Origin of the sequence: Curtobacterium sp. JUb34 (assembly GCF_003755065.1) — a bacterium.
GTDB lineage: Bacteria > Actinomycetota > Actinomycetes > Actinomycetales > Microbacteriaceae > Curtobacterium.
This window is the reverse complement of the sequence record NZ_RJVH01000001.1, coordinates 1,092,361-1,113,752: the sequence shown is the minus strand read 5'-3', so window position 1 is coordinate 1,113,752 and position 21,392 is coordinate 1,092,361. Positions and strand designations below refer to the sequence as shown.

Sequence of the window (21,392 nt, the reverse complement as noted above, 5' to 3'; positions counted from 1 at the left end):
GACAGTCTAAGCGGGACCCCCGACAGCCGACCGGGCGAGGACCGCCAGGTCGGTGTGGTCCGCGAACACCCCGTCGAGACCGGTCCGGATCACCGAGGTGTACCAGCGCTCCCAGTCCCCGAAGGCCGCGACGTCCCCGCCCCGGCGCAACGGCCCGGGCAGGAACCGGTTCTCCGGCCGGAGCGTCCACGTGTAGACGGCGAGCCCCGCCGCGTGGGCACGGTCGACGATCGCGCTCCGCACCGGCGTCGGGTCCTCGAGCGCGACGCTGTCCACCCCGGCCATCAGCGTGCCGAGGTCGACGCTGATGCCGTGGAACTCGGTCGCGAAGGACGCGAGGGCGTCCTCGGAACGCTCCGCGGCGTAGGTGGGAGCCAGCGATCCGTGGGACGCGACCTCGTCGGCGGCGCTGCCACGGGCCTCCTGGAGGTACACCAGCCGACCACCCGTGTGCCGCTCGCGCAGCTCGCGGAGCACGCCCTTCTCGAAGCTCTCGACCGTGAGCCGCTCGTCCCGGCGCCACCCGGCGTCACCGAGCGCGCGGTCGACGAGCTCGTCCATCGGGAAGCCCGCACGGTCGAAGAAGGCCGCGTGCTTGACCTCGGCGACCAGCCCGACCGGACGAGGCGCGGCGTCGAGGATCGCGAGCAGGTCCTCGAGGCGCAGGATCGGTTCCTCGCCGTCGTGCTCGGCCGACCCGGGCCGCAGCGCGGGCAGGCGCTCGCGGGTGCGGAGCGTCTGCAGCTCGGCCCACGTGAAGTCCTCGGTGAACCAGCCGGTCAGGGACTGGCCGTCGATGGTCTTCGTCGTGCGCAGGTGCCGGAACTCCGGGTGGTCCGCGACGTCGGTGGTGCCGGACACCTCGTTCTCGTGGCGGAGCACGAGCACGCCGTCCTTCGTGGGCACCAGGTCCGGCTCGATCGCGTCGGCACCGAGCTCGATCGCGAGCTCGTACGCGCTCCGCGAGTGCTCGGGGCGGTAGCCGGACGCACCGCGGTGGGCGATCACGAGGGTCATGGCGCGACCCTACTGGGCCAGGGTGACGGCCGACCGTCCTGTGTCGCGGGACACACGCACCCGGCCGGAGCCCGTGCTTCCCAGCATCGACGCTGACCATCGCCGCATGACCGTCCGCTCGCTCTCCACCACCGTCGAGGCCAGGATCGACCGCGCCGCCCGTCGCCTGCTCGACGCCGGGCACCAGCCGCACCGGCCCGTCCGGCTGTTCGTCACCGAGTTCCTGGTGTTCGGCGCGAAGCAGGCGTGGGCGTGCGCGTTCGGGGCGCTGCTGCTCGGATCGATGGCCGTGGTGCACGTCACCGTGCCGGCGCCGTACCGGAACGACGTGCTGACCGGTGTCGCGGTGCTGCTGCAGGTCGGCATGCTCGTGTTCGGGCTCGAGACCGTGCGGGAGCTCCGGGTCGTCCTGCTCTTCCACGTCGTCGGCACCGTGATGGAGGTCTTCAAGACGCACATGGGCTCGTGGTCCTACGAACCCGGCGGGTTGTTCGTCGTCGCCGGGGTCCCGTTGTTCTCCGGCTTCATGTACGGCGCAGTCGGGTCCTACATGGTCCGCGTGTACCGCCTGTTCGATCTGCGCTTCGACCGGTACCCGCGGCAGTGGCTGCTCGCCGTCGCCGCTGCCGGCGTGTACCTGAACTTCTTCGGGCACCACTTCCTGCCCGACGCCCGCTGGGTCCTGCTCGCGCTCGTCGTGCTGCTCTTCGCCCGCACGACCATGCACGTCCGGATCCACCGGGCGACGGTGCGCATGCCGGTGCTCGTGGCGATGGGACTCGTCGCCGTGGTCATCTGGTTCGCCGAGAACGTCGCGACCTGCGCCGGAGCGTGGAGCTACCCCGCGCAGCTCGCGCAGTGGCAGCCGGTTGCCCCGACCAAGATCGTCGCCTGGTTCCTGCTCATGACGATCTCGGTCGCGCTCGTGACCTGGCTGTACCCGGTGCTGCCGTCCGGGTCGGCGCGCTCGACGGCGGACTCTCGACGTCTTCGAGGCGTGCGTGCAGCGGGCGCCCATAGGCTGCCGTCGTCAGGGCCCCCGGGCCCGCGTCCGCTCGCCGCGAATCCTCAGCCTTCCGCGACCGAGCGCACCTAGGCTGAGAGGACTCATATCTCCTAGGAAGAGGACACCATGGCCTTCAAGCCCGGTTTCGACCAGTCCCCCGCCTTCAACGCCCAGGGACCCAACACCTGGGGCGGGCGCGGCGCTGGTCAGCAGCAGGCCGGCTGGGGACAGACCCCGCAGCAGGCACAGGGCGGGATGACCCCCGAGCAGCTGCAGTACATGTACGACCGCCCGGCGGCATCGACGGTCGACACCGACCGCATGTCGTACGAGGACACCATCGTCAAGACGCTGCTCGCCTTCGGTGTGCTGCTCGTCGGCGCGGTGGCCGGCTGGAACCTGCCCCCGATCGTGTGGATCGTCGGCGCGATCGTCGGGTTCGTCCTGGCGCTCGTGAACACCTTCAAGAAGAAGCCGTCGCCGGGTCTGATCCTGACGTACGCGTTCTTCGAGGGGCTCTTCGTCGGCGGGATCTCGAACTTCTTCGAGTACAACTTCACGCAGACTGGCGGCATCGTCGCCCAGGCCGTGTTCGGCACCCTCGGGGTGTTCGCGGTCACGCTGCTCCTGTTCCTGTCGGGCAAGGTCCGTGCGACCCCGAAGGCCACCCGCTTCTTCCTCATCGCGATCGTCGGGTACATGGCGTTCTCGCTCGTGAACCTGGTCCTGATGTGGACCGGTGTGACCCAGAGCGCCTTCGGCCTCATGGGTGTGACGTTGTTCGGTATCCCGCTCGGCGTCCTCATCGGCATCTTCGTCGTGGTCATGGCGGCGTACTCGCTGATCCTCGACTTCGACCAGATCAAGACCGGTGTCCAGCGCGGCGCCCCGAAGATCTACGCGTGGACCGCGGCGTTCGGCCTCATCGTGACGCTCGTCTGGCTGTACCTCGAGATCTTGCGCATCCTCGCCATCGTCGCGAGCAGCGCGCGCAACTAGTACCACCGCGTCCACGAAGGGCCCCGGCGCTGCCGGGCCCTTCGTCGTTCCCGGAGCAGGGGGGCTGTGGCGTTGTGGGGCTCGCCGTGCCCGCGGCGCCGAGGTTCCACGACATGCCGCCGGTGTGACGCCGAGGTTCCACGGGTGCCCCGGGGGAGGCGCGAGATGCCGAGATTTCGGAACCTCGGGGAAGCCCGACCCGCGCAAGCCCGACGCGCGCACGCACCCCCGGACGCTCGGAGGCCCGGCACGCAGTGCGTGCCGGGCCTCCGGTCGTTCAGGGGAGCGTCACTCCCACTCGATCGTCCCCGGCGGCTTCGACGTGACGTCGAGCACGACCCGGTTGACGTCGGGCACCTCGTTCGTGATGCGGTTCGAGATCTTCGCGAGCACGTCGTACGGCAGGCGCGTCCAGTCGGCGGTCATGGCGTCTTCGGACGAGACCGGACGGAGCACGATCGGGTGCCCGTACGTGCGACCGTCACCCTGGACGCCCACGGAGCGGACGTCGGCGAGCAGGACGACCGGGCACTGCCAGATCTCCCCGTCGAGGCCGGCCGCGGTGAGTTCCTCGCGCGCGATCTTGTCGGCCGCGCGGAGCAGCTCCAGCCGCTGCTTGTCGACCGAACCGACGATGCGGATGCCGAGTCCCGGACCGGGGAACGGCTGGCGGCCGACGATGACCTCGGGCAGGCCGAGCTCGCGGCCGACGGCACGGACCTCGTCCTTGAAGAGCGCACGGAGCGGCTCGACGAGCTCGAAGGTCATGTCCTCGGGCAGGCCGCCCACGTTGTGGTGCGACTTGATGTTCGCGGTACCGGCTCCGCCGCCGGACTCGACGACGTCGGGGTAGAGCGTGCCCTGCACGAGGAACTTGACCTCGGCATCAGAGTCGGACGCCTGGGCCTCGAGCACCAGCGCCTCGGCCGCGGCCTCGAACGTCCGGATGAACTCGCGCCCGATGATCTTGCGCTTCTGCTCGGGGTCGCTGACGCCGGCGAGGGCGTCGAGGAACTGCTGCTCGGCGTCGATCGTGATGAGCCGGACACCGGTGGAGGCGACGTAGTCCTCTTCCACCTGCTTGCGCTCGTCGGCGCGGAGCAGCCCGTGGTCGACGAAGACGCAGGTGAGCTGGTCTCCGACGGCCTTGTGCACGATGGCCGCGGCGACGGCGGAGTCGACACCACCGGACAGGCCGGCGATGACGCGGTTCGACCCGACCTGGGCCTGGATCCGGGCGACCTGCTCGTCGATGACGTTGCTCGAGTTCCAGTCGCCGGGCAGACCGGCGGCGCGGTGCAGGAAGTTCTCGAGGACGGCCTGGCCGTGCTCGGAGTGCTTCACCTCGGGGTGCCACTGCACGCCGTAGAGCTTGCGCTCGTCGGACGCGAAGGCGGCGACGGGGGTCGAGGCGCTCGACGCGAGGACCTCGAAGCCCTCGGGTGCCTTCGCCACGGAGTCACCGTGCGACATCCACGTGACCTGGGACACGGGCTGCCCACCGAGCAGGACGCTGTCGGTCCCGCTGACGTCGACGGACGTGGCGCCGTACTCGCGCAGGCCGGTGTTCGCCACCTCGCCACCGAGGGCGGTCGCCATGGCCTGGAAGCCGTAGCAGATGCCGAGCACGGGGACACCGAGCTCGAGGATGTCGCCGTCGAGTGACGGGGCACCGTCCTCGTAGACGGACGACGGACCACCGGACAGCACGATGGCGGCCGGGTCCTTGGCGCGGATCTCGTCCGCGGTGATGTCGTGCGGGACGATCTCGCTGTAGACGTTCGCTTCACGGACCCGACGCGCGATGAGCTGCGCGTACTGGGCCCCGAAGTCGACGACCAGGACGGGACGCTGTTCGGTCTCGCTCACCGAGCGGCCTCCTTCTCACGCTGCTGGGCAGCGATCAGCTCGTGGTAGGTGTCCATGGCCTTCTGCTGCATGCGGTGTTCGACCACGAAGGACATGAACGGGATGATGCCACCGAGGGCGATGAGCAGGAAGCGGGAGGGCCTCCAGCGCATGATGCTCCACAGACGGAAGTCCGTGAAGAGGTAGAGGACGTACAGCCAGCCGTGCGCGATGAGGATCGCGATCGACAGGTTGAACGTGCCGGGTGCTTCGCCGGCCGTGCCGTTCGGCACGAAGAACGGGCCGTTGCCGAGCTGCATCTCGAGCTGGAGCGGCGTGTACTTGATGATGACCTCGATCACGAGGGCCAGCAGCAGCACACCGGTGATGTACGCGGAGACGCGGTACCACTTCACCGCACCCGGGATCTTCGGGACGTCGCGGGTTCGGACGGTCAAGGCCATGACGACCAGCCTACCGTCGGTCGGCGAGGGCCCCGTCGACGCTGAGGGCTGCCTCACGCCGCTCCTCCTCCTCGCGCTCCCAGGCGTCCTTCACGAACCGATACCAGAGGAACACCGCGAAGCCGGCGAAGACGACCCACTCGATCGCGTAGAACAGGTTCAGCCAGTCGAACTGGACCTCGCGCGACGGCGCACGGTCTGCGATGGTGCCGAGGTCGGCGGCCTGCGCGGTGGCGCCGTCGGCCACGACGTACCCGAGGTACATCCGGTCGTCGAAGGCATGCCACGTGTTCACGAAGCGGGCTGGTGCCACGGCGGAGTACTCCGCCTGCTTGTAGGTGTCCTGGTCGGGCGACTCGGCCGGGTAGTACCGGCCCTGCACCGTGATCGTCTGTCCGTCCGCCAGGCGGTCACCACCGGCGACGGCGGCCGACCGCTGGTCGGACCACCCGATGACGACCGGGAGGCTCGCCCCACCATCCGAGTCCACCATGTGTCCCACGGTCTGGTACGTCCCACCCCCGGTGCGGCCGGTCAGGATCGTGGTGTCGCCGGCGACGAAGGTGCCGGTGACGGTGACCTTCTGGCCGGCGATGGTCTCGCTCGCGGGCTCTTCGGGAGCGGTGATCGCCTCGAGCGTCTTGCGGGTCTCGGTGGTCGCCGGCAGCGGTTTGCCGTTGGCGATGCTCCGCTCGAGCTGCCACTTGCCCAGCCCCGCGAACACCGCCGCCAGCACGAGCGCCAGCACCAGCAGCGCGATCCACCTCGGTCGTCGGGCAACGGCCCACATCTGTATCAGTACTCCGGATCGCGCTGTCGGACCGGACGCTCGGGGCGCTCGGTGGGGATCTCGACGGGCGACGTGACGGGTTCGTCGGTCGCCTCCGGTGACCCATTCTCCTGCTCGTCCCTGCCAGCGGCCTCCACGAGCGCGAACTCCTCCGCGAACTGGCGGTCCCGCTCGGCACGGCGGGCCGCGGCGGCGGACGCTGCTTCGTCCGCTTCGGCCTCGGCGGCCTCGGCGGCGGCAGCCGCGGCGACCGCACGACGACCGCCGAGCCGCCCGCGCAGGCGGGCGAGACGGGCGGGGCGCACCACGAGGCGGCCGATCCGCTCCGAGTTCACCGCGAGCAGGGGCCCGAGGATCGCCATGACGAGGACGTAGAGGCCCGCGAACGCGGTGATCCGCGCCTCCAGTCCGGCGGCAGCCGAGAGCGTCGCGAGGATCAGCGCGAACTCGCCACGGTTCACCAGGATCACGGCGGTGTTGATCCCCTGCTGGACGTTGAAGCCGTTCATGCGCGCCACGATCTGCCCGGCGACCGCGTTCAGCACGACGGTCATGCCGATCGCACCGAGGACCGGCCAGAGCACCTCGCCGAAGGTCGACAGGTCGAGACCGAGCCCGAAGTTCACGAAGAAGAACGCGGCGAAGACGTCACGCATCGGCAGGGCGAGCTGTTCGATGCGGTCGCGGTACCGGGTGGCGCCGCAGAGCAGGCCGATGACGAAGGCGCCGATGGCGTCGGTCACGCCGAGCAGGTCGCCGATGCCGCCGAACATGACGGCGAGCCCGAAGAACAGCACCGTGAACAGTTCGTCGTCACGCGTCGCGAAGATCTTCGACACCCACTTGCCGGCGAACCGGGCGAGCGTGAACATCACGATCAGGAAGCCGAACGCGAGCGCGAGCTTGCCCACGACGGCCCAGGCGTTGGTGTCGCCGGACAGCACGACGGAGACGATCGCCAGGTAGATGGCGATGAAGACGTCCTCGATGACCGTGACGCCCAGGATCATCGGGGTCTCGTCGTTCGCGAGCCGTCGCAGCTCGATGAGGAGCTTCGTCACGATCGCGCTCGACGACGTGGCCGTCATACCGGCGATGATCAGGGCTTCTCGGGTTCCCCAGCCGAGCGAGAACCCGAAGGCGAACCCGACACCCATGTTGATGACGACGTAGGTGCCGCCCGACACGAGGAGTTTGCCGGCGTTGCCGTAGAACTCCTCTTGGTCGAACTCCAACCCGAGGTTGAACAGCAGCAGGATGAGCCCGAACGTCGCGATGAGCTCGATCGTGTGCGACTCGACGCTCAGGCCGATCCACGGGGTGTGCGGGCTCGCGATGAGCCCGACGATCATGTAGATCGGGATCGCCGGCAGACCGATGGTCTTGCCGAGCCGCCCGAGCACGTAGGCGATGACGAACAGCACACCGATGGTGAGCAGTTCACCGCCCAGGTGCATGCCCTAGCTCTTCCGCGGGGCCTCGGCCGATGCGGCCGCAAGCTCTCCGCTGCGGTAGAAGGAGAAGGCCTTGGCGACCTTCTCGGGGGAACCGGCGACGACGATGGTGTCCCCGGGGAACACGACGAAGTCCGGCGAGGGTGCCGGGTTGGCGCTGTCGCCACGGACGACGGCCACGACGGTCAGGCCGATGAAGCCGGAGTCGTGCAGGTCGCCGAGGGGCTTGCCGGCGATCGCGTCGTCGTAGTCGACCGAGAACCAGTCGATGGACAGGCCGGGGATCTCGTCGAGCTTGTCGAGGCCCTCGGTGATCCGGGTGCCGCCCAGGAGTTCGGCGAGGGTGTGGGCCTCGTCCTCGCTGAGGCGCAGCGAGACCTTCTCGGACTTGTCCGCGCCGTCGGAGACGTCGGCGAACGAGATGAGGTCGGAGTGACCCGACCGGTGCGTGATGACACCGCACTTGCCACCGTCGTCGGTGTAGAAGCTGTGCAGCACGCCGACTCCGGGGAGTTTGACGCGATGGACGTCGACCATGATGGCTCCCTTTTCGAGTACCCCGATGATAACCACCGGGGGTGCCCGGCCATTCCACACCTGCCGGGCCGCTATCGTCACCGCATGGGGAGAACTCGGATCGTCGTCGGGGTCGTCGGGACGCTGGTCGTCGCGCTGTACGCGGGGTTGCTGGCGCTCAACGCGCTCGTGCTCGATCCGCTCGGCGCGGTGCCCGGGCAGTCGCTCGGTGCGATCTACCGCCACCTCGACGCGCAGGGGTACCAGGTGCGGACCGACGTCGTGGCGGTGCTCGTCATCGCGGCGGTCGGCATCGCGTTGGCGGTCACGGTCCTGATCGTGACGCTGGTCCGGCGGACGACGGCGCACGTCGCCGCCGTCTGGCTGCTGGCGATCGTGGCCGCAGGCGCCGTCCAGGTGTTCGGTTCCGGGTTCCAGCTCGGGATGGACGTGGCCGACGGCTACGGCATCGGCGGCGAGGACCACACCATCTGGGCCGGTGTCCTCTACGGCACCAGCCTCGTCGCGCTGCTCGCGATCCCGGTCGTGCTCGTCGTCGGCGAGCGACGCCGTGGTCGCACCGTGGCGGGGACGCTGGCCGCCTGACGGACGCACCCCGGGCCTCCCGTCTGGAGGCCCGTGGCCGCGTCCGCGACGCGGGTCGCTACTCCGGCTCGCTCGTCTTCTCCCCCACGACCTGCTCGTCCGACGCCTTCGCGCCCTCGGCGCCGCTGCTGCGGCCGCCGCCCACGACGACGTCGTCCTCGTCGAAGCCGAACGCGATGTCCGGTGCCTCGAGCCGCACGCGGTCGGCGCTCTCGTCGTCGGGCTGCAGCTGCGACTCGCGTTCCGCGGCCACGCGCTTCAGGTAGTTCGACACCTCGTGCTCGGTCGTCTCCTGGTCCCAGTCGAGCACGTCGGCCATGAGCTTCGCGGCGACCGGGGCCGCCGACTCACCGCGGTCCCAGGCCTCGATCGAGATGCGGGTGCGGCGGGCGAGGACGTCCTCCAGGTGCAGGGCCCCCTCGTGCGAGGCGGCGTACACGACCTCGGCGCCGATGTAGTCGTCGGCGCCCGGGAGCGGCTCGGCCAGGGTCGGGTCCTGCTCGACGAGCTGCAGCACCTCGGTGGCCAGGGTGCCGTAGCGGTTGAGCAGGTGCTCGATGCGGACCTTGTGCACGTTGAAGCTGCGGGCGGTCCGTGCGCGACGGTTCCACGCGGCCGGGTACCCCTCGGCGCCGAGCAGTGGGATGTCCTCGGTCGTCGACGCCGGGATCTTGCCGTCCATCGCGGCGACGGCCTCGTCGATGGCGTCCTTGCCCATCACCCGGTAGGTCGTCCACTTGCCGCCGGCGACGACCACGAGCCCGGGCACGGTGTGCGCCACCACGTGCTCGCGGCTGAGCTTCGAGGTCTGGTCGGACTCCCCCGCCAGCAACGGGCGGAGGCCGGCGTAGACACCCTCGACGTCCTCACGGGTGAGCGGGACGCGGAGCACCTTGTTGACGTGTTCGAGGATGTAGTCGATGTCCGCCGCGGTCGCCGCCGGGTGCGCCTTGTCGAGGTACCAGTCGGTGTCGGTCGTGCCGACCAGCCAGTGCCGGCCCCACGGGATCACGAACAGCACGCTCTTCTCGGTGCGCAGGATCATGCCCATGTTCGACTGGAACCGGTCGCGCGGGATGACCAGGTGCACGCCCTTCGACGCCCGCACCTTGAACTGCCCGCGGGTGCCGATCATCGCCTGCGTGTCGTCCGTCCAGACACCCGTGGCGTTCACGACCTGCTTCGCGCGGATCTCGAACCGCTCCCCGGTCTGGATGTCGTGGGCCTGCGCGCCGACGACGCGCTCCCCCACCTTGATGAAGCCCTCGATCCGGATCCGGCTCGCGGCGTGGGCACCGTAGGACACCGCGGTGCGGACGAGCGAGGCCACGTAGCGGGCGTCGTCGACCTGGGCGTCGTAGTAGGTCATGCCGCCGACGAAGGCGTCCTTCTTGAGCGACGGCATCGAGCGGAGTACCTGCGTGCGGCTGAGGTGCCGGTGGTGCGGGACCCCGGGCGGGCGTCCGCCGGACCAGCTGAAGGCGTCGTACATCGCCATGCCGATGCCGATGTAGAACCGCTCCCACACGCGGTGGTTGAGCGGGTACAGGAAGCGCACCGGCTTCACCAGGTGCGGTGCGATCCGCTGCAGCAGCAGCCCGCGTTCGATGAGGGCCTCGCGCACGAGCCCGAAGTTCAGCTGCTCCAGGTAGCGGATGCCGCCGTGCACGAGCTTCGACGAACGGCTCGACGTGCCGGAACCCCAGTCGCGGGCCTCGACGATGCCGACGGTCAGGCCGCGGGTGACCGCGTCGAGCGCGCTGCCCGCACCGACGATGCCGCCACCCACGACCAGGACGTCGAGCTCCTTCGTCTTGAGGGTCTCGATCGCCGCCGCGCGTTCATCGGGGCCGAGCTTGGCCGCGGGGTCGAACCCCGCTCCCGGCACGACGTCGCCAGGACGTCCGGCCGAACTGGTCTGCTTCGTGGTGCTGGACTTCGCCATCGTCGCCTCCGGGTCACGGTCGGCGCCGAGGCGTCACCCGCGTCGGTGCACGGGTGCCACCAGGATCACTGGTGGTACGGCGCCACGACCACTTCTACTCGCTGGAACTCCTTGGCGTCGGAGTATCCGGTCGTCGCCATCGATCGGCGCAGTGCACCGACGAGGTTGGCACGGCCGTCGTGGGTCGGCGTCGGACCGTTCAGCACGTTCTCGAGCGGGGCGATCGTGCCCACCTCGACCCGGCGGCCACGGGGCAGCTCCGGGTGGTGCGCCTCGGCACCCCAGTGGAAGCCGCCGCCGGGCGCCTCGGTGGCACGGGCGAGCGCGGTGCCGAGCATGACGGCGTCCGCACCGACCGCGATCGCCTTGACGATGTCGCCGGCGGTGTCGAGCCCGCCGTCGGCGATGACGTGCACGTAGCGGCCACCCGACTCGTCGAGGTAGTCACGACGGGCACCGGCGACGTCGGCGACCGCGGTGGCCATCGGCGCGTGGATGCCGAGCGCGGCGCGCGTGGTCGACGCAGCGCCGCCGCCGAACCCGACGAGGACACCGGCGGCACCGGTGCGCATCAGGTGCAGCGCCGACGTGTAGGTCGAGGCGCCGCCCACGATCACCGGGACGTCGAGCTCGTAGATGAACTTCTTGAGGTTGAGGGGCTCTTCGTTCTGCGACACGTGCTCGGCCGAGACCGTCGTGCCGCGGATGACGAACAGGTCGACACCGGCGTCGACGACCGTCTTCGAGAACTCCTGCGTGCGCTGCGGGCTGAGCGAGCCGGCGACCGGGACCCCGGCGGCACGGATCTCGGCCAGGCGCGCGGTGATCAGCTCCGGCTTGATCGGCTCGGAGTAGATCTCCTGCATGCGCTTCGTGACGTTGCCGTCGGTGAGCGACTTGATCTCGTCGTAGTAGGGCGTCGGGTCCTCGTACCGGGTCCACAGCCCCTCGAGGTCGAGGACGCCCAGGATGCCGAGCTTGCCCATCTGGATGACCGTGGCCGGCGAGGACACGGAGTCCATCGGCGCGGAGAGGATCGGCGACGCGAAGGTGAACGCGTCGATCGACCACTGCACGCTGACGTCGCGCGGGTCACGCGTCCGCCTGGAGGGGACCACTGCGATGTCGTCGAACGCGTACGCCCGACGTCCGCGCTTGCCTGCACCGATCTCGACTTCGCTCACCCGGCAAGCCTACCGGGCGGGTCCGGGGGCGTGCACGGACCGGACGGTGCGGCTCGCACCGTGCGAGGTCTGCCGCGATCCGTGCGAGGCCTGCCGCGTACGGTGCGAGGTTCCGTGTTCGGTGCGAGGTCGCGAGGGTCGCACGACGTGCGGAACCTCGCACCACGCAGCCATCACCGCGCAGCCATCACCACGGAGCCGTCAGCGCGGGCGCAGCCGTCAGCGCGGACGCCGCGGCGCCCGTCGGCGCTTCCGGAGCGCCCGCAGCACGAAGCCGAGCAGGAGCGCGAGCACCACGAGGACGACGAGCAGCACGGCCGCGACCTTGACGAGCAACGCCGCCCCGACGAAGAGCGCGATGAACACGAGCCAGACGAGGGCGTCGAGCACGAGGGGTCCGGAGGTGCGCACCCGCGGAACGATACCGACCCGCGCGGGGCGAGCCGCGCCTCCTGGCCGGGTACAGGAGCGGGGCCGTGCGGCGCGAAGCGACCACGCACGGCCCCACCCATCGCGGATACCACCCCCACAGCGGTACCCGCAGTCGACGCAGCGCGCTAGCGCCCTGCGTCGACGTCCTTGGCGAGCGTCCCCAGGTACAGCTCGATGACCTTCGGGTCGTCCGCGAGTTCCTTCCCCGTGCCCGAGTACGCGTTCCGCCCCTGGTCGAGCACGTACCCACGATCGCAGATCTGCAGACAGCGTCGCGCGTTCTGCTCCACCATGACGATCGACACACCGGCCTTGTTGATCCGTCGGGTCCGCAGGAACGTCTCGTCCTGCCGCACCGGCGACAGGCCCGCGCTCGGCTCGTCGAGCAGGAGCACCTTCGGGTCCATCATCAGCGCGCGCGCCATCGCGACCGACTGTCGCTCACCGCCGGACAGGGAGCCGGCCCGCTGGCCGCGCCGCTGCGCGAGCACCGGGAACAGGTCGTAGATGACCTCGAGCCGCTCGGCGAACTTGCGGGGCCGCAGGTACAGCCCCATCTGCAGGTTCTCCTCGATGGACAGCGAGGGGAACACGTTGTTCGTCTGCGGGACGAAGCCGACGCCGGCCTGGACGAGCTTGTTCGCCTTGAGGTTCGTGATGTCCTCACCCTGCAGCGTGACCGATCCCTCGCGGATCGACACGAGACCGAACAGGGCCTTGAGCAGGGTGGACTTGCCCGCACCGTTCGGTCCGATGATCCCGATCAGCTCGCCGGGGTAGCAGTCCAGGTCGCAGCCGTTGAGGATGTTCACGCCCGGCAGGTAGCCGGCGACGAGGTTCTTCGCGCTCAGCACGGGCTCGCGTTCCAGCGTGGCCGCCTGGGACGGACTGGAGGCGCTGCTCGCGGTCGTGGGGTCGACTGCGTCCGTCATCGGGTCTTCTCCTCTGCTGCTGCGTCCGCCGCGTCTTCTTCCGCGACTTCCTCCGCCAGTTCCTCGAAGGTCTCCTCGGTGAGGAGCGAGTCGTCGCCCAGGTCGGTGTCGTGGTGCGCACCGAGGTACGCGTCGATGACCGCCTGGTCGTCCATCACGGTGTCGGCCGGACCCTCGGCGACGACCTTGCCCTCGGCCATCACGACCACCCAGTCCGAGATGTGCCGGACCATGTGCATGTCGTGCTCGACGAAGAGCACGGTCATGCCGTCGTCGCGCAGGGACTGGATGTGCCCGAGCAGCGACTGCGTCAGCGCGGGGTTCACGCCCGCCATCGGCTCGTCGAGCATGATCATCGTCGGGTCGGACATCAGCGCCCTGGCCATCTCGAGGAGCTTCCGCTGCCCGCCCGACAGCGAACCGGCGTAGTCGTCGGCCTTGTCGTCGAGCTTGAAGCGGGCGAGGAGGTCCTCGGCCTTCGCGGTGATCTCGCGCTCCCGCTTCGCCCACACGGGCTTGATCAGCGCCGCGAAGAAGTTCTCGCCGGGCTGGTCGCGGGCGCCGAGGAGCATGTTCTGCATGACGGTGAGCCGCGACAACGCCTTCGTCAGCTGGAACGTGCGCACCATGCCGCGGTTGGCGATGTGGGTCGCACTCGTCTTCTGCAGGGTCGCGCCGTTGAACTGCGTCCTCGCGCCGGGGCTCGGCTTGTCGAAGCCCGTCAGCAGGTTGAAGAAGGTCGTCTTACCGGCACCGTTCGGGCCGATCAGGGCCGTGATGGAACCGCGCTGGACCTCGAGGTGGTCGACGTCCACGGCGGTCATGCCGCCGAAGTGCCGGGTGACGCCGTCGACGGTGAGGATCGGGTCGGCCTTCGTGTAGCCGTAGGTCTCAGACACTGAACGTCAGCTCCTTCTTGTTGCCGAGCAACCCCTGTGGACGGAACACGATCAGGAGCATGAGCGCGACGCCGACGAGCACGTAGGAGAACTGCTCCGCCTGCTGCGCGTTCATGATCGAGTCCGGGATGAAGTCGCCGGCCAGGGTGCGGATGAAGAGGCGGAGGACGAAGAAGAGCACGGCACCGAGCACCGGACCGAACACCGTCGCGGCACCGCCGAGGATGAGCGCCGTCCAGATGAAGAACGTCATCGAGCGGCCCATGGCGTCCGGCTGCACCGAACTCGGCAGGACGTAGATGATGCCCGCGATCGCACCGAGTGCGCCACCGAACACGAGCGCCTGCATCTTGTACGAGTAGACGTTCTTGCCGAGGGAGCGGACGGCGTCCTCGTCCTCGCGGATCGCCTTCAGGACACGACCCCAGGGGCTGCGCATGAGCAGGAAGAGCACGAGCGTGAACAGGGCGACGAGCGCCCAGGCCGCGATGCGGATCCACCAGCCGTTGACACCGTTGTTGGCGTAGGTGAACCAGAGGATCGTCGTGGTGCCGTCGGGCAGCGGGCTCAGGGCGGTGAAGGGGTCGCGGTAGCTCGACCCGGTGATGCCGTTCGAGCCGCCGGTCGTCGTGGTGAGCAGGCTCGAACGGCCGACCATGCGGATGATCTCGGCGCCGGAGATCGTCACGATCGCCAGGTAGTCGCCGCGGAGCCGCAGGGTCGGGACGCCGAGGATGATCGCGAACACGATGGCGACGAGCAGTGCGATGAGCACCGCCATCACGAACGGCAGCCCGTTGGTGATCGAGATCGCGAAGCCGTAGGCACCGAGCAGCAGGAACGCCGCCTGGCCCATGTTCACGAGCCCGGTCAGGCCGAAGTGCACGTTCAGTCCGATGGCTGCCAGCGCGAACGCCGCCGTGGTCGGCGCGAGGGCCTCCTGGGTGAGCGAGGACAGCAGGTTGAGGATGTAGTCCATGCGCGTGCTCCCTTAGCCGACCCGCTCGGCGCGGCCGAAGATGCCCTGCGGCCGGAACAGCAGGATGAGGATGAGGATGACGAGGGCGGTGGCGTACTTGAAGTCACCGGGGAGCACGAGGTTCGTGAGCTCGACGACGACGCCGATGATCATCGACCCGACGAGTGCGCCGTAGGCCGTGCCGAGGCCACCGAGCGTGACCGAGGCGAACATGAGCAGGAGCAGCTGCAGGCCGGTCTGCCAGTTCACGCCGTTCAGGACGAGGCCGAGCATCACGCCGGACAGCCCGGCGAGACCGGCGGCGAGCGTCCACACGAAGCGGATGACCCGGTCGACGTCGATGCCGGACGCTGCGGCGAGCGCCGGGTTGTCCGACACCGCACGGGTGGCCCGGCCGAAGCGGGTCTTCGCCAGGAACAGCCCGGTGGCGACCAGGACGACGAGCGCGATGCCCATCGCCACGTAGGACTGCACCGTGAGGGTGACCCCGGCGAACCGGACCGTCTCGGGGTTGCCCTGCTGGATGCGGACGGTCGCTGCGCCGAAGAAGTACTGGAACGCGTACTGGGCGGCGATCGACAGACCGATCGTCACGATCATGAGCTGCGTGAGGCTGATCCGCTTGCGCCGCAGCGGTCGCCAGATCCCGGCGTCCTGCAGGTACCCGGTCGCCGCGCACAACAGCGTGACGACGATGCCGGTCACCCAGATGTTCCAGCCGAGCTGGTTCGCGAACACGTAGGCCAGCAGCCCGCCGAGGGTGACCTGCTCGCCGTGCGAGAAGCTCGACAGCCCCGTCGTGCCGTAGATGAGCGAGAGGCCGATCGACGCGAGCGCGATGAGCAGGCCGAGGCGGATGCCCGAGGCGAACTGCTGCCATGCCCGCTGCGGGCTGACGCTCGACGAGTCGGACGTGGTCGTCGCGCCCTTCTGGTCGGACAGCTGGAAGATCTGTCCGACGTTGGCGTTCAGCGTCGCCTGGACCTTGCGCTCGGCGTCGGCCGCGTTCGTCAGGTACTGGCCCTTCGGCAGGGTGGCCTGGTCGACGCTGACGGTGTACTCGCCGGCCTCGTCGACGCTGACCGACCAGCGGCCGTCGGCGTTCGTCGTCGCCGTCTCGGCGAAGCCACCGGGGCCGGCGACGTCGACGTCGACGTCCTCGGCCGGTTCGCGCTCGGAGTCGGTGATCGTGCCCTGGATGCACCCGTTGTCGGGGCTGACGGTGCAGGACTGACTGGTGGCCGGCGCCGACGTGGCGCTGAAGGCCGGCAGGGTGACCGCCCAGTCGATCAGGAAGGTCGCCAGGAACGCGGCGACGAGCACGGCCGCGAGGACCGGTCGACGTCGCGCCTGGCGGAGGCGGAACAGACGCGGCTGCGCCCGTCCCGGAGGAGTGATGGATCCCACGGAAGAGCCTCTCGTTCGGATGACGAGGAACCTATGGGGATTTTGTGACACCCGTGTTTCCAACACGTTCCCTGTGTGATTCGTACCCGAACTGTGACGTTGTGGAGGAACGCCTCCGAAGGGGGCGCGATCCGTTCCCCCCAGGCGGAACGCGGAATAGCGGGAGGGCCCATGCGCGTTACTATGTCCTATCCGGAACCCGCCGTTGCGTTCCCGGTGTCTCGACCACTTCACTCGCCCACGAAGGGGACCCATGGACCAGCCGGATCCGTTCGGATTCATCGGACTCACGTACGACGACGTCATGCTCCTGCCGGGGCACACCGACGTCATCCCGAGCGAGGCGTCCACCGCGTCCCGGCTCACCAGGCGGATCTCCGTCAACGTCCCGCTGCTCTCCGCGGCGATGGACACCGTCACCGAAGCCCGCATGGCCATCGCCATGGCGCGGCAGGGCGGCATCGGGATCCTGCACCGCAACCTGTCCATCGAGGACCAGGCGGCCTACGTCGACAAGGTCAAGCGCTCCGAGTCGGGCATGATCACCAACCCGGTGACCACCACCCCGGACGCCACGGTGGCGGAGGTCGACGCGATCTGCGGTCAGTTCCGCGTCTCCGGCCTGCCCGTGGTCGAGGCGGACGGCACCCTCGTCGGCATCATCACCAACCGCGACATGCGGTTCGTGGCGACGTTCGAGCAGTCGACCACCTTCGTGCGCGACGTCATGACCAAGGCGCCGCTGATCACCGCGATGGAGGGCATCGACCCGGAAGAGGCCATCGCGATCTTCGCGCAGCACAAGATCGAGAAGCTGCCCCTGGTGGACGCCGAGGGCAAGCTCCGCGGTCTCATCACCGTCAAGGACTTCGACAAGAGCGAGCAGTACCCGGACGCCACGAAGGACGACGAGGGCCGACTGCGCGTCGGTGCCGCGATCGGCTTCTTCGGTGACGCCTGGCAGCGTGCCGAGGCCCTGCGTGACGCCGGCGTCGACGTGCTCGTCGTCGACACCGCAAACGGCGAGAGCGAAGGCGTGCTCGACATGGTGCGCCGTCTCAAGGCCGACCCGTCGTTCGCGGACATCGACGTCATCGGCGGCAACGTCGCGACCCGTGCCGGTGCGCAGGCGCTCATCGACGCCGGTGTCGACGCCGTCAAGGTGGGCGTCGGGCCCGGCTCGATCTGCACCACCCGCGTCGTCGCCGGCGTCGGTGTGCCGCAGGTCACCGCCGTGTACGAAGCCTCCCTCGCAGCACGCGAAGCCGGCGTGCCGATCATCGCCGACGGTGGCCTGCAGTACTCGGGCGACATCGCCAAGGCCCTGGTGGCCGGTGCCGACACCGTCATGCTCGGCTCGCTGTTGGCCGGCACCGACGAGTCCCCCGGCGACCTGGTCTTCGTGGGCGGCAAGCAGTTCAAGGCGTACCGCGGGATGGGCTCCCTGGGCGCACTGCAGACCCGCGGCAAGAAGACCTCGTACTCGAAGGACCGCTACTTCCAGGCCGACGTCCCCAACGACGACAAGCTGATCCCCGAGGGCATCGAGGGCCAGGTGCCCTACCGCGGCTCGGTCGGCAACGTCGTGTACCAGCTCACCGGTGGGCTCCGGCAGTCGATGTTCTACGTCGGCGGCCGCACGATCCCGGAGCTCAAGGCCCGCGGCAAGTTCGTCCGCATCACGGCTGCCGGGCTCAAGGAGTCGCACCCGCACGACGTCCAGATGGTCGTCGAGGCGCCGAACTACCGCAGCTGAGCCGACTGCACCCCGAACGCCCCGCTCCCCACCGGAGCGGGGCGTTCGTCGTCTGCCGGCAGTAGTGTCACGGCATGGTCAGCGTCGTCTCCCACACCACGATCGACTGCCGTGACGCCTACGCCCTGTCGGAGTGGTGGAAGCAGGTCCTCGGCTACGTCGACATCGCCGACGACCCGAACGCCCCCGGGCACGAGGAGTGCATGATCACCGCACCCGACGGCTCGCACCAGGTGCTGTTCATCCAGGTCCCCGAGGCGAAGTCCGTGAAGAACCGGATCCACTTCGACCTGCGTCCCACCGACCGCACGCGCGATGCCGAGGTCGAGCGGCTGCGGGGCATCGGTGCGACCGAACTCGCGGACCTCCGCCACGACGACGGTGGGTGGGTCGTGTTCGCGGATCCGGAGGACAACGAGTTCTGCGTGCTGCGTTCCGCGGCTGAACGCGACGGCTGACGAGGGACCGGTCCGGGCGCCGATCCCTGATCCTCCGCACAGGAACGTCACGGCTCGGTAACGAAACAGTTTTGCGTACCGCCCCGTCACACGGGCGAAACACACGGACCCTACGTTTCTCGACATCCAGTGGAGGCGCCGCGTTCGACCCGAAGCGGCAACGCCTCCGCGCAGAGAAAGGGCTCCACGGATGATCAGAACCACCCGTGCCACCACGGCACTGGCGTTGGCAGGCGCGGCAGCCGTCCTGCTCGCCGCGTGTTCCACGACCAGCAGCGGCGACTCCCCTTCCAGCTCGGCGTCGAGCGACGCGAAGAAGGACCCCGCCGCCAGCTGCAAGGCCCCCGACACCCCCAGCACCGACGCGCTGAAGATCGGCACGATCCTGCCGCTCACCGGCTCGCTCGCCTACCTGAACCCGCCGGCCGAGTCCGGTGTCGGCCTCGCGGTCAAGGACATCAACGCCGCGGGCGGCGTCCTCGACAAGGACGTCACCATCGACCCCGCGACCGACTCCGGCGACAGCAACGACATGACCGTGTCGAGCTCGGCTGCGACGAAGCTCGTGAACGCGAAGGTCCCGGTCGCGATCGGTGCCGAGTCCTCGTCGGTCACGCTCAACGTCATCGACCAGCTCACCAGCAACTGCATCGTCGAGATCTCGCCCGCGAACACCGCGAGCGACCTCTCGGGCTACTCGTCGTACTACTACCGGACCGCTCCGCCGGACTCGGTGCAGGGTTCGGCGCTCGGTCAGCTCGTGACCGGTGACGGCAACGCCAAGGTCGCCTTCCTCGTCTTCAACGACACCTACGGCACGGGCCTCCGCAACTCGGTGCAGTCCGCGGTCGAGGCCTCCGGTGGCCAGGTCGTCTACGGCGGCAAGGGCGAGGGCCAGGAGTTCCCGCCCGGTCAGACCACGTTCTCGTCCGAGGTGACGGCCGCGCTCGCAGCCAAGCCGGACGCGATCGTCGTCCTGGCCTTCGACGAGACGAAGTCGATCATCCCGGAGCTCGTCTCGCAGGGGAACACGGCGAAGATCTACATGTCCGACGGCAACACGGCGGACTACTCGAAGGACTTCGACAAGGGCACCCTGACCGGCGCCCAGGGCACCATCCCCGGTGCCTCGCCGAAGGACGACTTCAAGAAGCAGCTGTCCGCCTTCTACAAGGACTCGTCGGGCAAGACGCTCGCCGACTACTCGTACGCGGCGGAGTCCTACGACGCCACCGTCCTCGCCGCCCTGGCTGCGGTGAAGGGCAAGGGCACCGACTCCGGCACGATCCAGGCGAACATGGCCGCGGTCTCCGGAGCCGACGGCGGCACCGAGTGCGCCACGTTCAAGGAGTGCGTCGCGCTCCTCGACGACGGCAAGGACATCCACTACACCGGCCCGTCCGGCATCGGTCCGTTCGACGACAACAACGACCCGTCGAGCGCCTACATCGGCATCTACAAGTTCGACGGCGACAACAAGCCCGTCTACCAGAGCGCCATCCAGGGCGCGGTCAAGAAGTAGAGCACCGGCTCCACCCCACGAAAGCGACAGTCCGCCGCGGGTCATCCGCGGGGGACTGTCGCTTTCGCGTGCGGGCAGCTGCGCCGTGCTGACGGGCGGACGGGAGGCCCGGGGTGCGCCCGTCAGGCGGGCTCGGCCGGGGGAGGTGCGAGCGCTCGGCGGCGGGACGCCCGCGCGGCGGCGAACGAGTCCGCCGTCAGCACCACGAGCGCCAACCACACGATGCCGAAGCCGAACCAGCGCGCCGGCGGCATCGCCTCGTGCTGCACCACCACACCGACGAGCAGCTGCATCACGGGCGCGAGGTACTGCGTCAACCCGAGGGTCGACAGGCTCACCCGCCGCGCCGAGGACGCGAACAGCAGGAGCGGGACCGCCGTCGCCGGCCCCGTGAGCACCGTCACCAGGACGTGCACCCAGCCCTCGCTCGTGAACGTCACGCCGCCGCCGAGGCCCGTCGCACCGAGGACGACCAGCGCCACGACCGCGATCGGCAGCAGCCACACGGTCTCGATCGTGAGGCCACTCAGTGCGTCGACCGTGCCGCCGACGCGCTTCTTCACCAAGCCGTAGAGGCCGAAGGAGCACGCGAGCACCAGCGAGATCCACGGCACCTGGCCGTAGCCGACGGCGATCACGACGACCGCCACGACACTGATGCCGACGGCCGCCCACTGCGCCGGCCGAAGCCGTTCGCGCAGGACCACGACGCCGAGTGCGATCGTGACCAGGGGGTTGATGAAGTACCCGAGTGCCGCCTCGACGGTGTGGCCGGTGGTCGTCGCCAGGACGTACACGGTCCAGTTCACCAGGATGAGGACCGCGGCCAGGCCCATCACGGCCATCACCCGCCGCTGCGCCATCAGGGTGCGGGTGCGGAGCCACGAGCGGGTGACGGCGATCGCCACCGCGCAGAACACCAGCCCGAAGACGATGCGCCAGGCGACGATCTCGAACGCGCCGGCCGGGGCCATGGCCGCGAAGAGCAGGGGCATGAGGCCCCAGAGCCCGTACGCGATGATCGCCTGCACCACGCCGACGGATGCCTCGCTGCGGACGGGTCGCGCCGGACTCGGTTCACTCACGGAACCATCCTAGGAACGACCGCTGACTCGCCGGACGGACCACGGGCCTCCCGGTCGCCCCGAACGCACGGACGCCCCGCCGGCCGACAGGCC

The 21,392-nt window shown here is 69.4% G+C and carries 20 protein-coding genes; 6 read left to right on the top strand and 14 right to left on the bottom strand.

Features of this window, described 5'->3' with window-relative positions:
* Positions 1 to 6: 6 nt before the first annotated feature.
* On the bottom strand, positions 7 to 1,017 hold the full coding sequence (locus EDF63_RS05445; protein WP_123311816.1) for a glycerophosphodiester phosphodiesterase family protein: 1,011 nt from the start codon (positions 1,015 to 1,017) through the stop codon (positions 7 to 9).
* Between the two features lie 106 nt (positions 1,018 to 1,123).
* On the opposite strand from EDF63_RS05445, the gene EDF63_RS05440 reads away from it, so the two are divergent.
* Positions 1,124 to 2,113 carry a DUF817 domain-containing protein gene (locus tag EDF63_RS05440; protein WP_123311814.1) on the top strand — a complete coding sequence of 330 codons (990 nt, stop codon included), beginning with the start codon at positions 1,124 to 1,126 and terminating at the stop codon, positions 2,111 to 2,113.
* 36 nt (positions 2,114 to 2,149) lie between these two features.
* The gene (locus EDF63_RS05435) at positions 2,150 to 3,022 is read left to right on the top strand and encodes a Bax inhibitor-1/YccA family protein (protein WP_111083414.1); all 873 of its coding nucleotides are present in this window, start codon (positions 2,150 to 2,152) and stop codon (positions 3,020 to 3,022) included.
* Positions 3,023 to 3,310: 288 nt separating this feature from the next.
* Here EDF63_RS05435 and guaA read toward each other — a convergent pair whose 3' ends face one another.
* Genes guaA through EDF63_RS05410 form a run of 5 tightly spaced genes read right to left on the bottom strand, consistent with a single transcriptional unit; the run spans position 3,311 to position 8,115 of the window.
* On the bottom strand, positions 3,311 to 4,891 hold the full coding sequence (gene guaA / locus EDF63_RS05430) for a glutamine-hydrolyzing GMP synthase (RefSeq protein ID WP_123311811.1): 1,581 nt from the start codon (positions 4,889 to 4,891) through the stop codon (positions 3,311 to 3,313).
* Entirely contained in the window at positions 4,888 to 5,334 is a 447-nt protein-coding gene (locus tag EDF63_RS05425; protein WP_123311809.1) for a DUF3817 domain-containing protein, read from the bottom strand. Before EDF63_RS05425 ends, guaA begins: the two co-directional genes overlap by 4 nt.
* Positions 5,335 to 5,344: 10 nt before the next feature.
* The gene (locus EDF63_RS05420; protein WP_123311807.1) at positions 5,345 to 6,124 is read right to left on the bottom strand and encodes an SURF1 family cytochrome oxidase biogenesis protein; all 780 of its coding nucleotides are present in this window, start codon (positions 6,122 to 6,124) and stop codon (positions 5,345 to 5,347) included.
* Positions 6,125 to 6,129: 5 nt separating this feature from the next.
* Positions 6,130 to 7,581, bottom strand: a complete 1,452-nt coding sequence (locus EDF63_RS05415; RefSeq protein ID WP_123311805.1) for a cation:proton antiporter — start codon at positions 7,579 to 7,581, stop codon at positions 6,130 to 6,132.
* A 3-nt stretch (positions 7,582 to 7,584) separates the two neighbouring features.
* On the bottom strand, positions 7,585 to 8,115 hold the full coding sequence (locus tag EDF63_RS05410; protein ID WP_071260110.1) for a cation:proton antiporter regulatory subunit: 531 nt from the start codon (positions 8,113 to 8,115) through the stop codon (positions 7,585 to 7,587).
* Positions 8,116 to 8,199: 84 nt separating this feature from the next.
* Here EDF63_RS05410 and EDF63_RS05405 point away from each other — a divergent pair, with 84 nt between their 5' ends.
* On the top strand, positions 8,200 to 8,700 hold the full coding sequence (locus EDF63_RS05405) for a hypothetical protein (protein ID WP_123311803.1): 501 nt from the start codon (positions 8,200 to 8,202) through the stop codon (positions 8,698 to 8,700).
* A gap of 58 nt (positions 8,701 to 8,758) precedes the next feature.
* Here EDF63_RS05405 and EDF63_RS05400 read toward each other — a convergent pair whose 3' ends face one another.
* The 7 genes from EDF63_RS05400 to EDF63_RS05370 all read right to left on the bottom strand — a co-directional run bounded on the left by EDF63_RS05400 (position 8,759) and on the right by EDF63_RS05370 (position 16,478).
* On the bottom strand, positions 8,759 to 10,645 hold the full coding sequence (locus tag EDF63_RS05400) for a glycerol-3-phosphate dehydrogenase/oxidase (RefSeq protein ID WP_123311801.1): 1,887 nt from the start codon (positions 10,643 to 10,645) through the stop codon (positions 8,759 to 8,761).
* 65 nt (positions 10,646 to 10,710) lie between these two features.
* Positions 10,711 to 11,829 carry a GuaB3 family IMP dehydrogenase-related protein gene (locus tag EDF63_RS05395; RefSeq protein ID WP_123311799.1) on the bottom strand — a complete coding sequence of 373 codons (1,119 nt, stop codon included), beginning with the start codon at positions 11,827 to 11,829 and terminating at the stop codon, positions 10,711 to 10,713.
* A 219-nt stretch (positions 11,830 to 12,048) separates the two neighbouring features.
* Positions 12,049 to 12,240 carry a hypothetical protein gene (locus tag EDF63_RS05390; protein ID WP_027466695.1) on the bottom strand — a complete coding sequence of 64 codons (192 nt, stop codon included), beginning with the start codon at positions 12,238 to 12,240 and terminating at the stop codon, positions 12,049 to 12,051.
* Between the two features lie 146 nt (positions 12,241 to 12,386).
* Positions 12,387 to 13,193 carry an ABC transporter ATP-binding protein gene (locus EDF63_RS05385; RefSeq protein ID WP_185021293.1) on the bottom strand — a complete coding sequence of 269 codons (807 nt, stop codon included), beginning with the start codon at positions 13,191 to 13,193 and terminating at the stop codon, positions 12,387 to 12,389.
* Entirely contained in the window at positions 13,190 to 14,092 is a 903-nt protein-coding gene (locus EDF63_RS05380) for an ABC transporter ATP-binding protein (RefSeq protein WP_123293178.1), read from the bottom strand. Before EDF63_RS05380 ends, EDF63_RS05385 begins: the two co-directional genes overlap by 4 nt.
* Positions 14,085 to 15,071, bottom strand: coding sequence for a branched-chain amino acid ABC transporter permease (locus tag EDF63_RS05375; protein WP_123311797.1), 987 nt, complete (start codon positions 15,069 to 15,071; stop codon positions 14,085 to 14,087). The genes EDF63_RS05380 and EDF63_RS05375 overlap by 8 nt, the downstream gene beginning before the upstream one ends.
* A 12-nt stretch (positions 15,072 to 15,083) precedes the next feature.
* Entirely contained in the window at positions 15,084 to 16,478 is a 1,395-nt protein-coding gene (locus EDF63_RS05370) for a branched-chain amino acid ABC transporter permease (RefSeq protein ID WP_260232981.1), read from the bottom strand.
* Positions 16,479 to 16,731: 253 nt separating this feature from the next.
* On the opposite strand from EDF63_RS05370, the gene guaB reads away from it, so the two are divergent.
* The 3 genes from guaB to EDF63_RS05355 all read left to right on the top strand — a co-directional run bounded on the left by guaB (position 16,732) and on the right by EDF63_RS05355 (position 20,214).
* Positions 16,732 to 18,234: an IMP dehydrogenase gene (gene guaB / locus EDF63_RS05365; protein WP_123293173.1), complete on the top strand. Its 1,503-nt coding sequence runs from the start codon at positions 16,732 to 16,734 to the stop codon at positions 18,232 to 18,234.
* A gap of 74 nt (positions 18,235 to 18,308) precedes the next feature.
* Positions 18,309 to 18,692 carry a VOC family protein gene (locus tag EDF63_RS05360; RefSeq protein WP_123311795.1) on the top strand — a complete coding sequence of 128 codons (384 nt, stop codon included), beginning with the start codon at positions 18,309 to 18,311 and terminating at the stop codon, positions 18,690 to 18,692.
* A gap of 190 nt (positions 18,693 to 18,882) precedes the next feature.
* Entirely contained in the window at positions 18,883 to 20,214 is a 1,332-nt protein-coding gene (locus EDF63_RS05355) for an ABC transporter substrate-binding protein (protein WP_123311793.1), read from the top strand.
* A gap of 122 nt (positions 20,215 to 20,336) precedes the next feature.
* On the opposite strand, the gene rarD is transcribed toward EDF63_RS05355, so the two are convergent.
* Positions 20,337 to 21,299, bottom strand: a complete 963-nt coding sequence (gene rarD / locus EDF63_RS05350; protein WP_185021292.1) for an EamA family transporter RarD — start codon at positions 21,297 to 21,299, stop codon at positions 20,337 to 20,339.
* Positions 21,300 to 21,392: the final 93 nt, after the last annotated feature.

Excerpts from the sequence above, each read along its gene's own strand:
- EDF63_RS05405 (WP_123311803.1), top strand. The coding sequence starts at position 8,200 with ATGGGGAGAACTCGGATCGTCGTCGGGGTCGTCGGGACGCTGGTCGTC.
- EDF63_RS05355 (WP_123311793.1), top strand. The coding sequence starts at position 18,883 with ATGATCAGAACCACCCGTGCCACCACGGCACTGGCGTTGGCAGGCGCG.
- guaB (WP_123293173.1), top strand. The coding sequence starts at position 16,732 with ATGGACCAGCCGGATCCGTTCGGATTCATCGGACTCACGTACGACGAC.
- EDF63_RS05385 (WP_185021293.1), bottom strand. The coding sequence starts at position 13,193 with ATGACGGACGCAGTCGACCCCACGACCGCGAGCAGCGCCTCCAGTCCG.
- EDF63_RS05415 (WP_123311805.1), bottom strand. The coding sequence starts at position 7,581 with ATGCACCTGGGCGGTGAACTGCTCACCATCGGTGTGCTGTTCGTCATC.
- EDF63_RS05400 (WP_123311801.1), bottom strand. The coding sequence starts at position 10,645 with ATGGCGAAGTCCAGCACCACGAAGCAGACCAGTTCGGCCGGACGTCCT.
- EDF63_RS05435 (WP_111083414.1), top strand. The coding sequence starts at position 2,150 with ATGGCCTTCAAGCCCGGTTTCGACCAGTCCCCCGCCTTCAACGCCCAG.
- EDF63_RS05410 (WP_071260110.1), bottom strand. The coding sequence starts at position 8,115 with ATGGTCGACGTCCATCGCGTCAAACTCCCCGGAGTCGGCGTGCTGCAC.
- EDF63_RS05445 (WP_123311816.1), bottom strand. The coding sequence starts at position 1,017 with ATGACCCTCGTGATCGCCCACCGCGGTGCGTCCGGCTACCGCCCCGAG.
- EDF63_RS05375 (WP_123311797.1), bottom strand. The coding sequence starts at position 15,071 with ATGGACTACATCCTCAACCTGCTGTCCTCGCTCACCCAGGAGGCCCTC.
- EDF63_RS05425 (WP_123311809.1), bottom strand. The coding sequence starts at position 5,334 with ATGGCCTTGACCGTCCGAACCCGCGACGTCCCGAAGATCCCGGGTGCG.
- EDF63_RS05360 (WP_123311795.1), top strand. The coding sequence starts at position 18,309 with ATGGTCAGCGTCGTCTCCCACACCACGATCGACTGCCGTGACGCCTAC.
- EDF63_RS05420 (WP_123311807.1), bottom strand. The coding sequence starts at position 6,124 with ATGTGGGCCGTTGCCCGACGACCGAGGTGGATCGCGCTGCTGGTGCTG.
- EDF63_RS05440 (WP_123311814.1), top strand. The coding sequence starts at position 1,124 with ATGACCGTCCGCTCGCTCTCCACCACCGTCGAGGCCAGGATCGACCGC.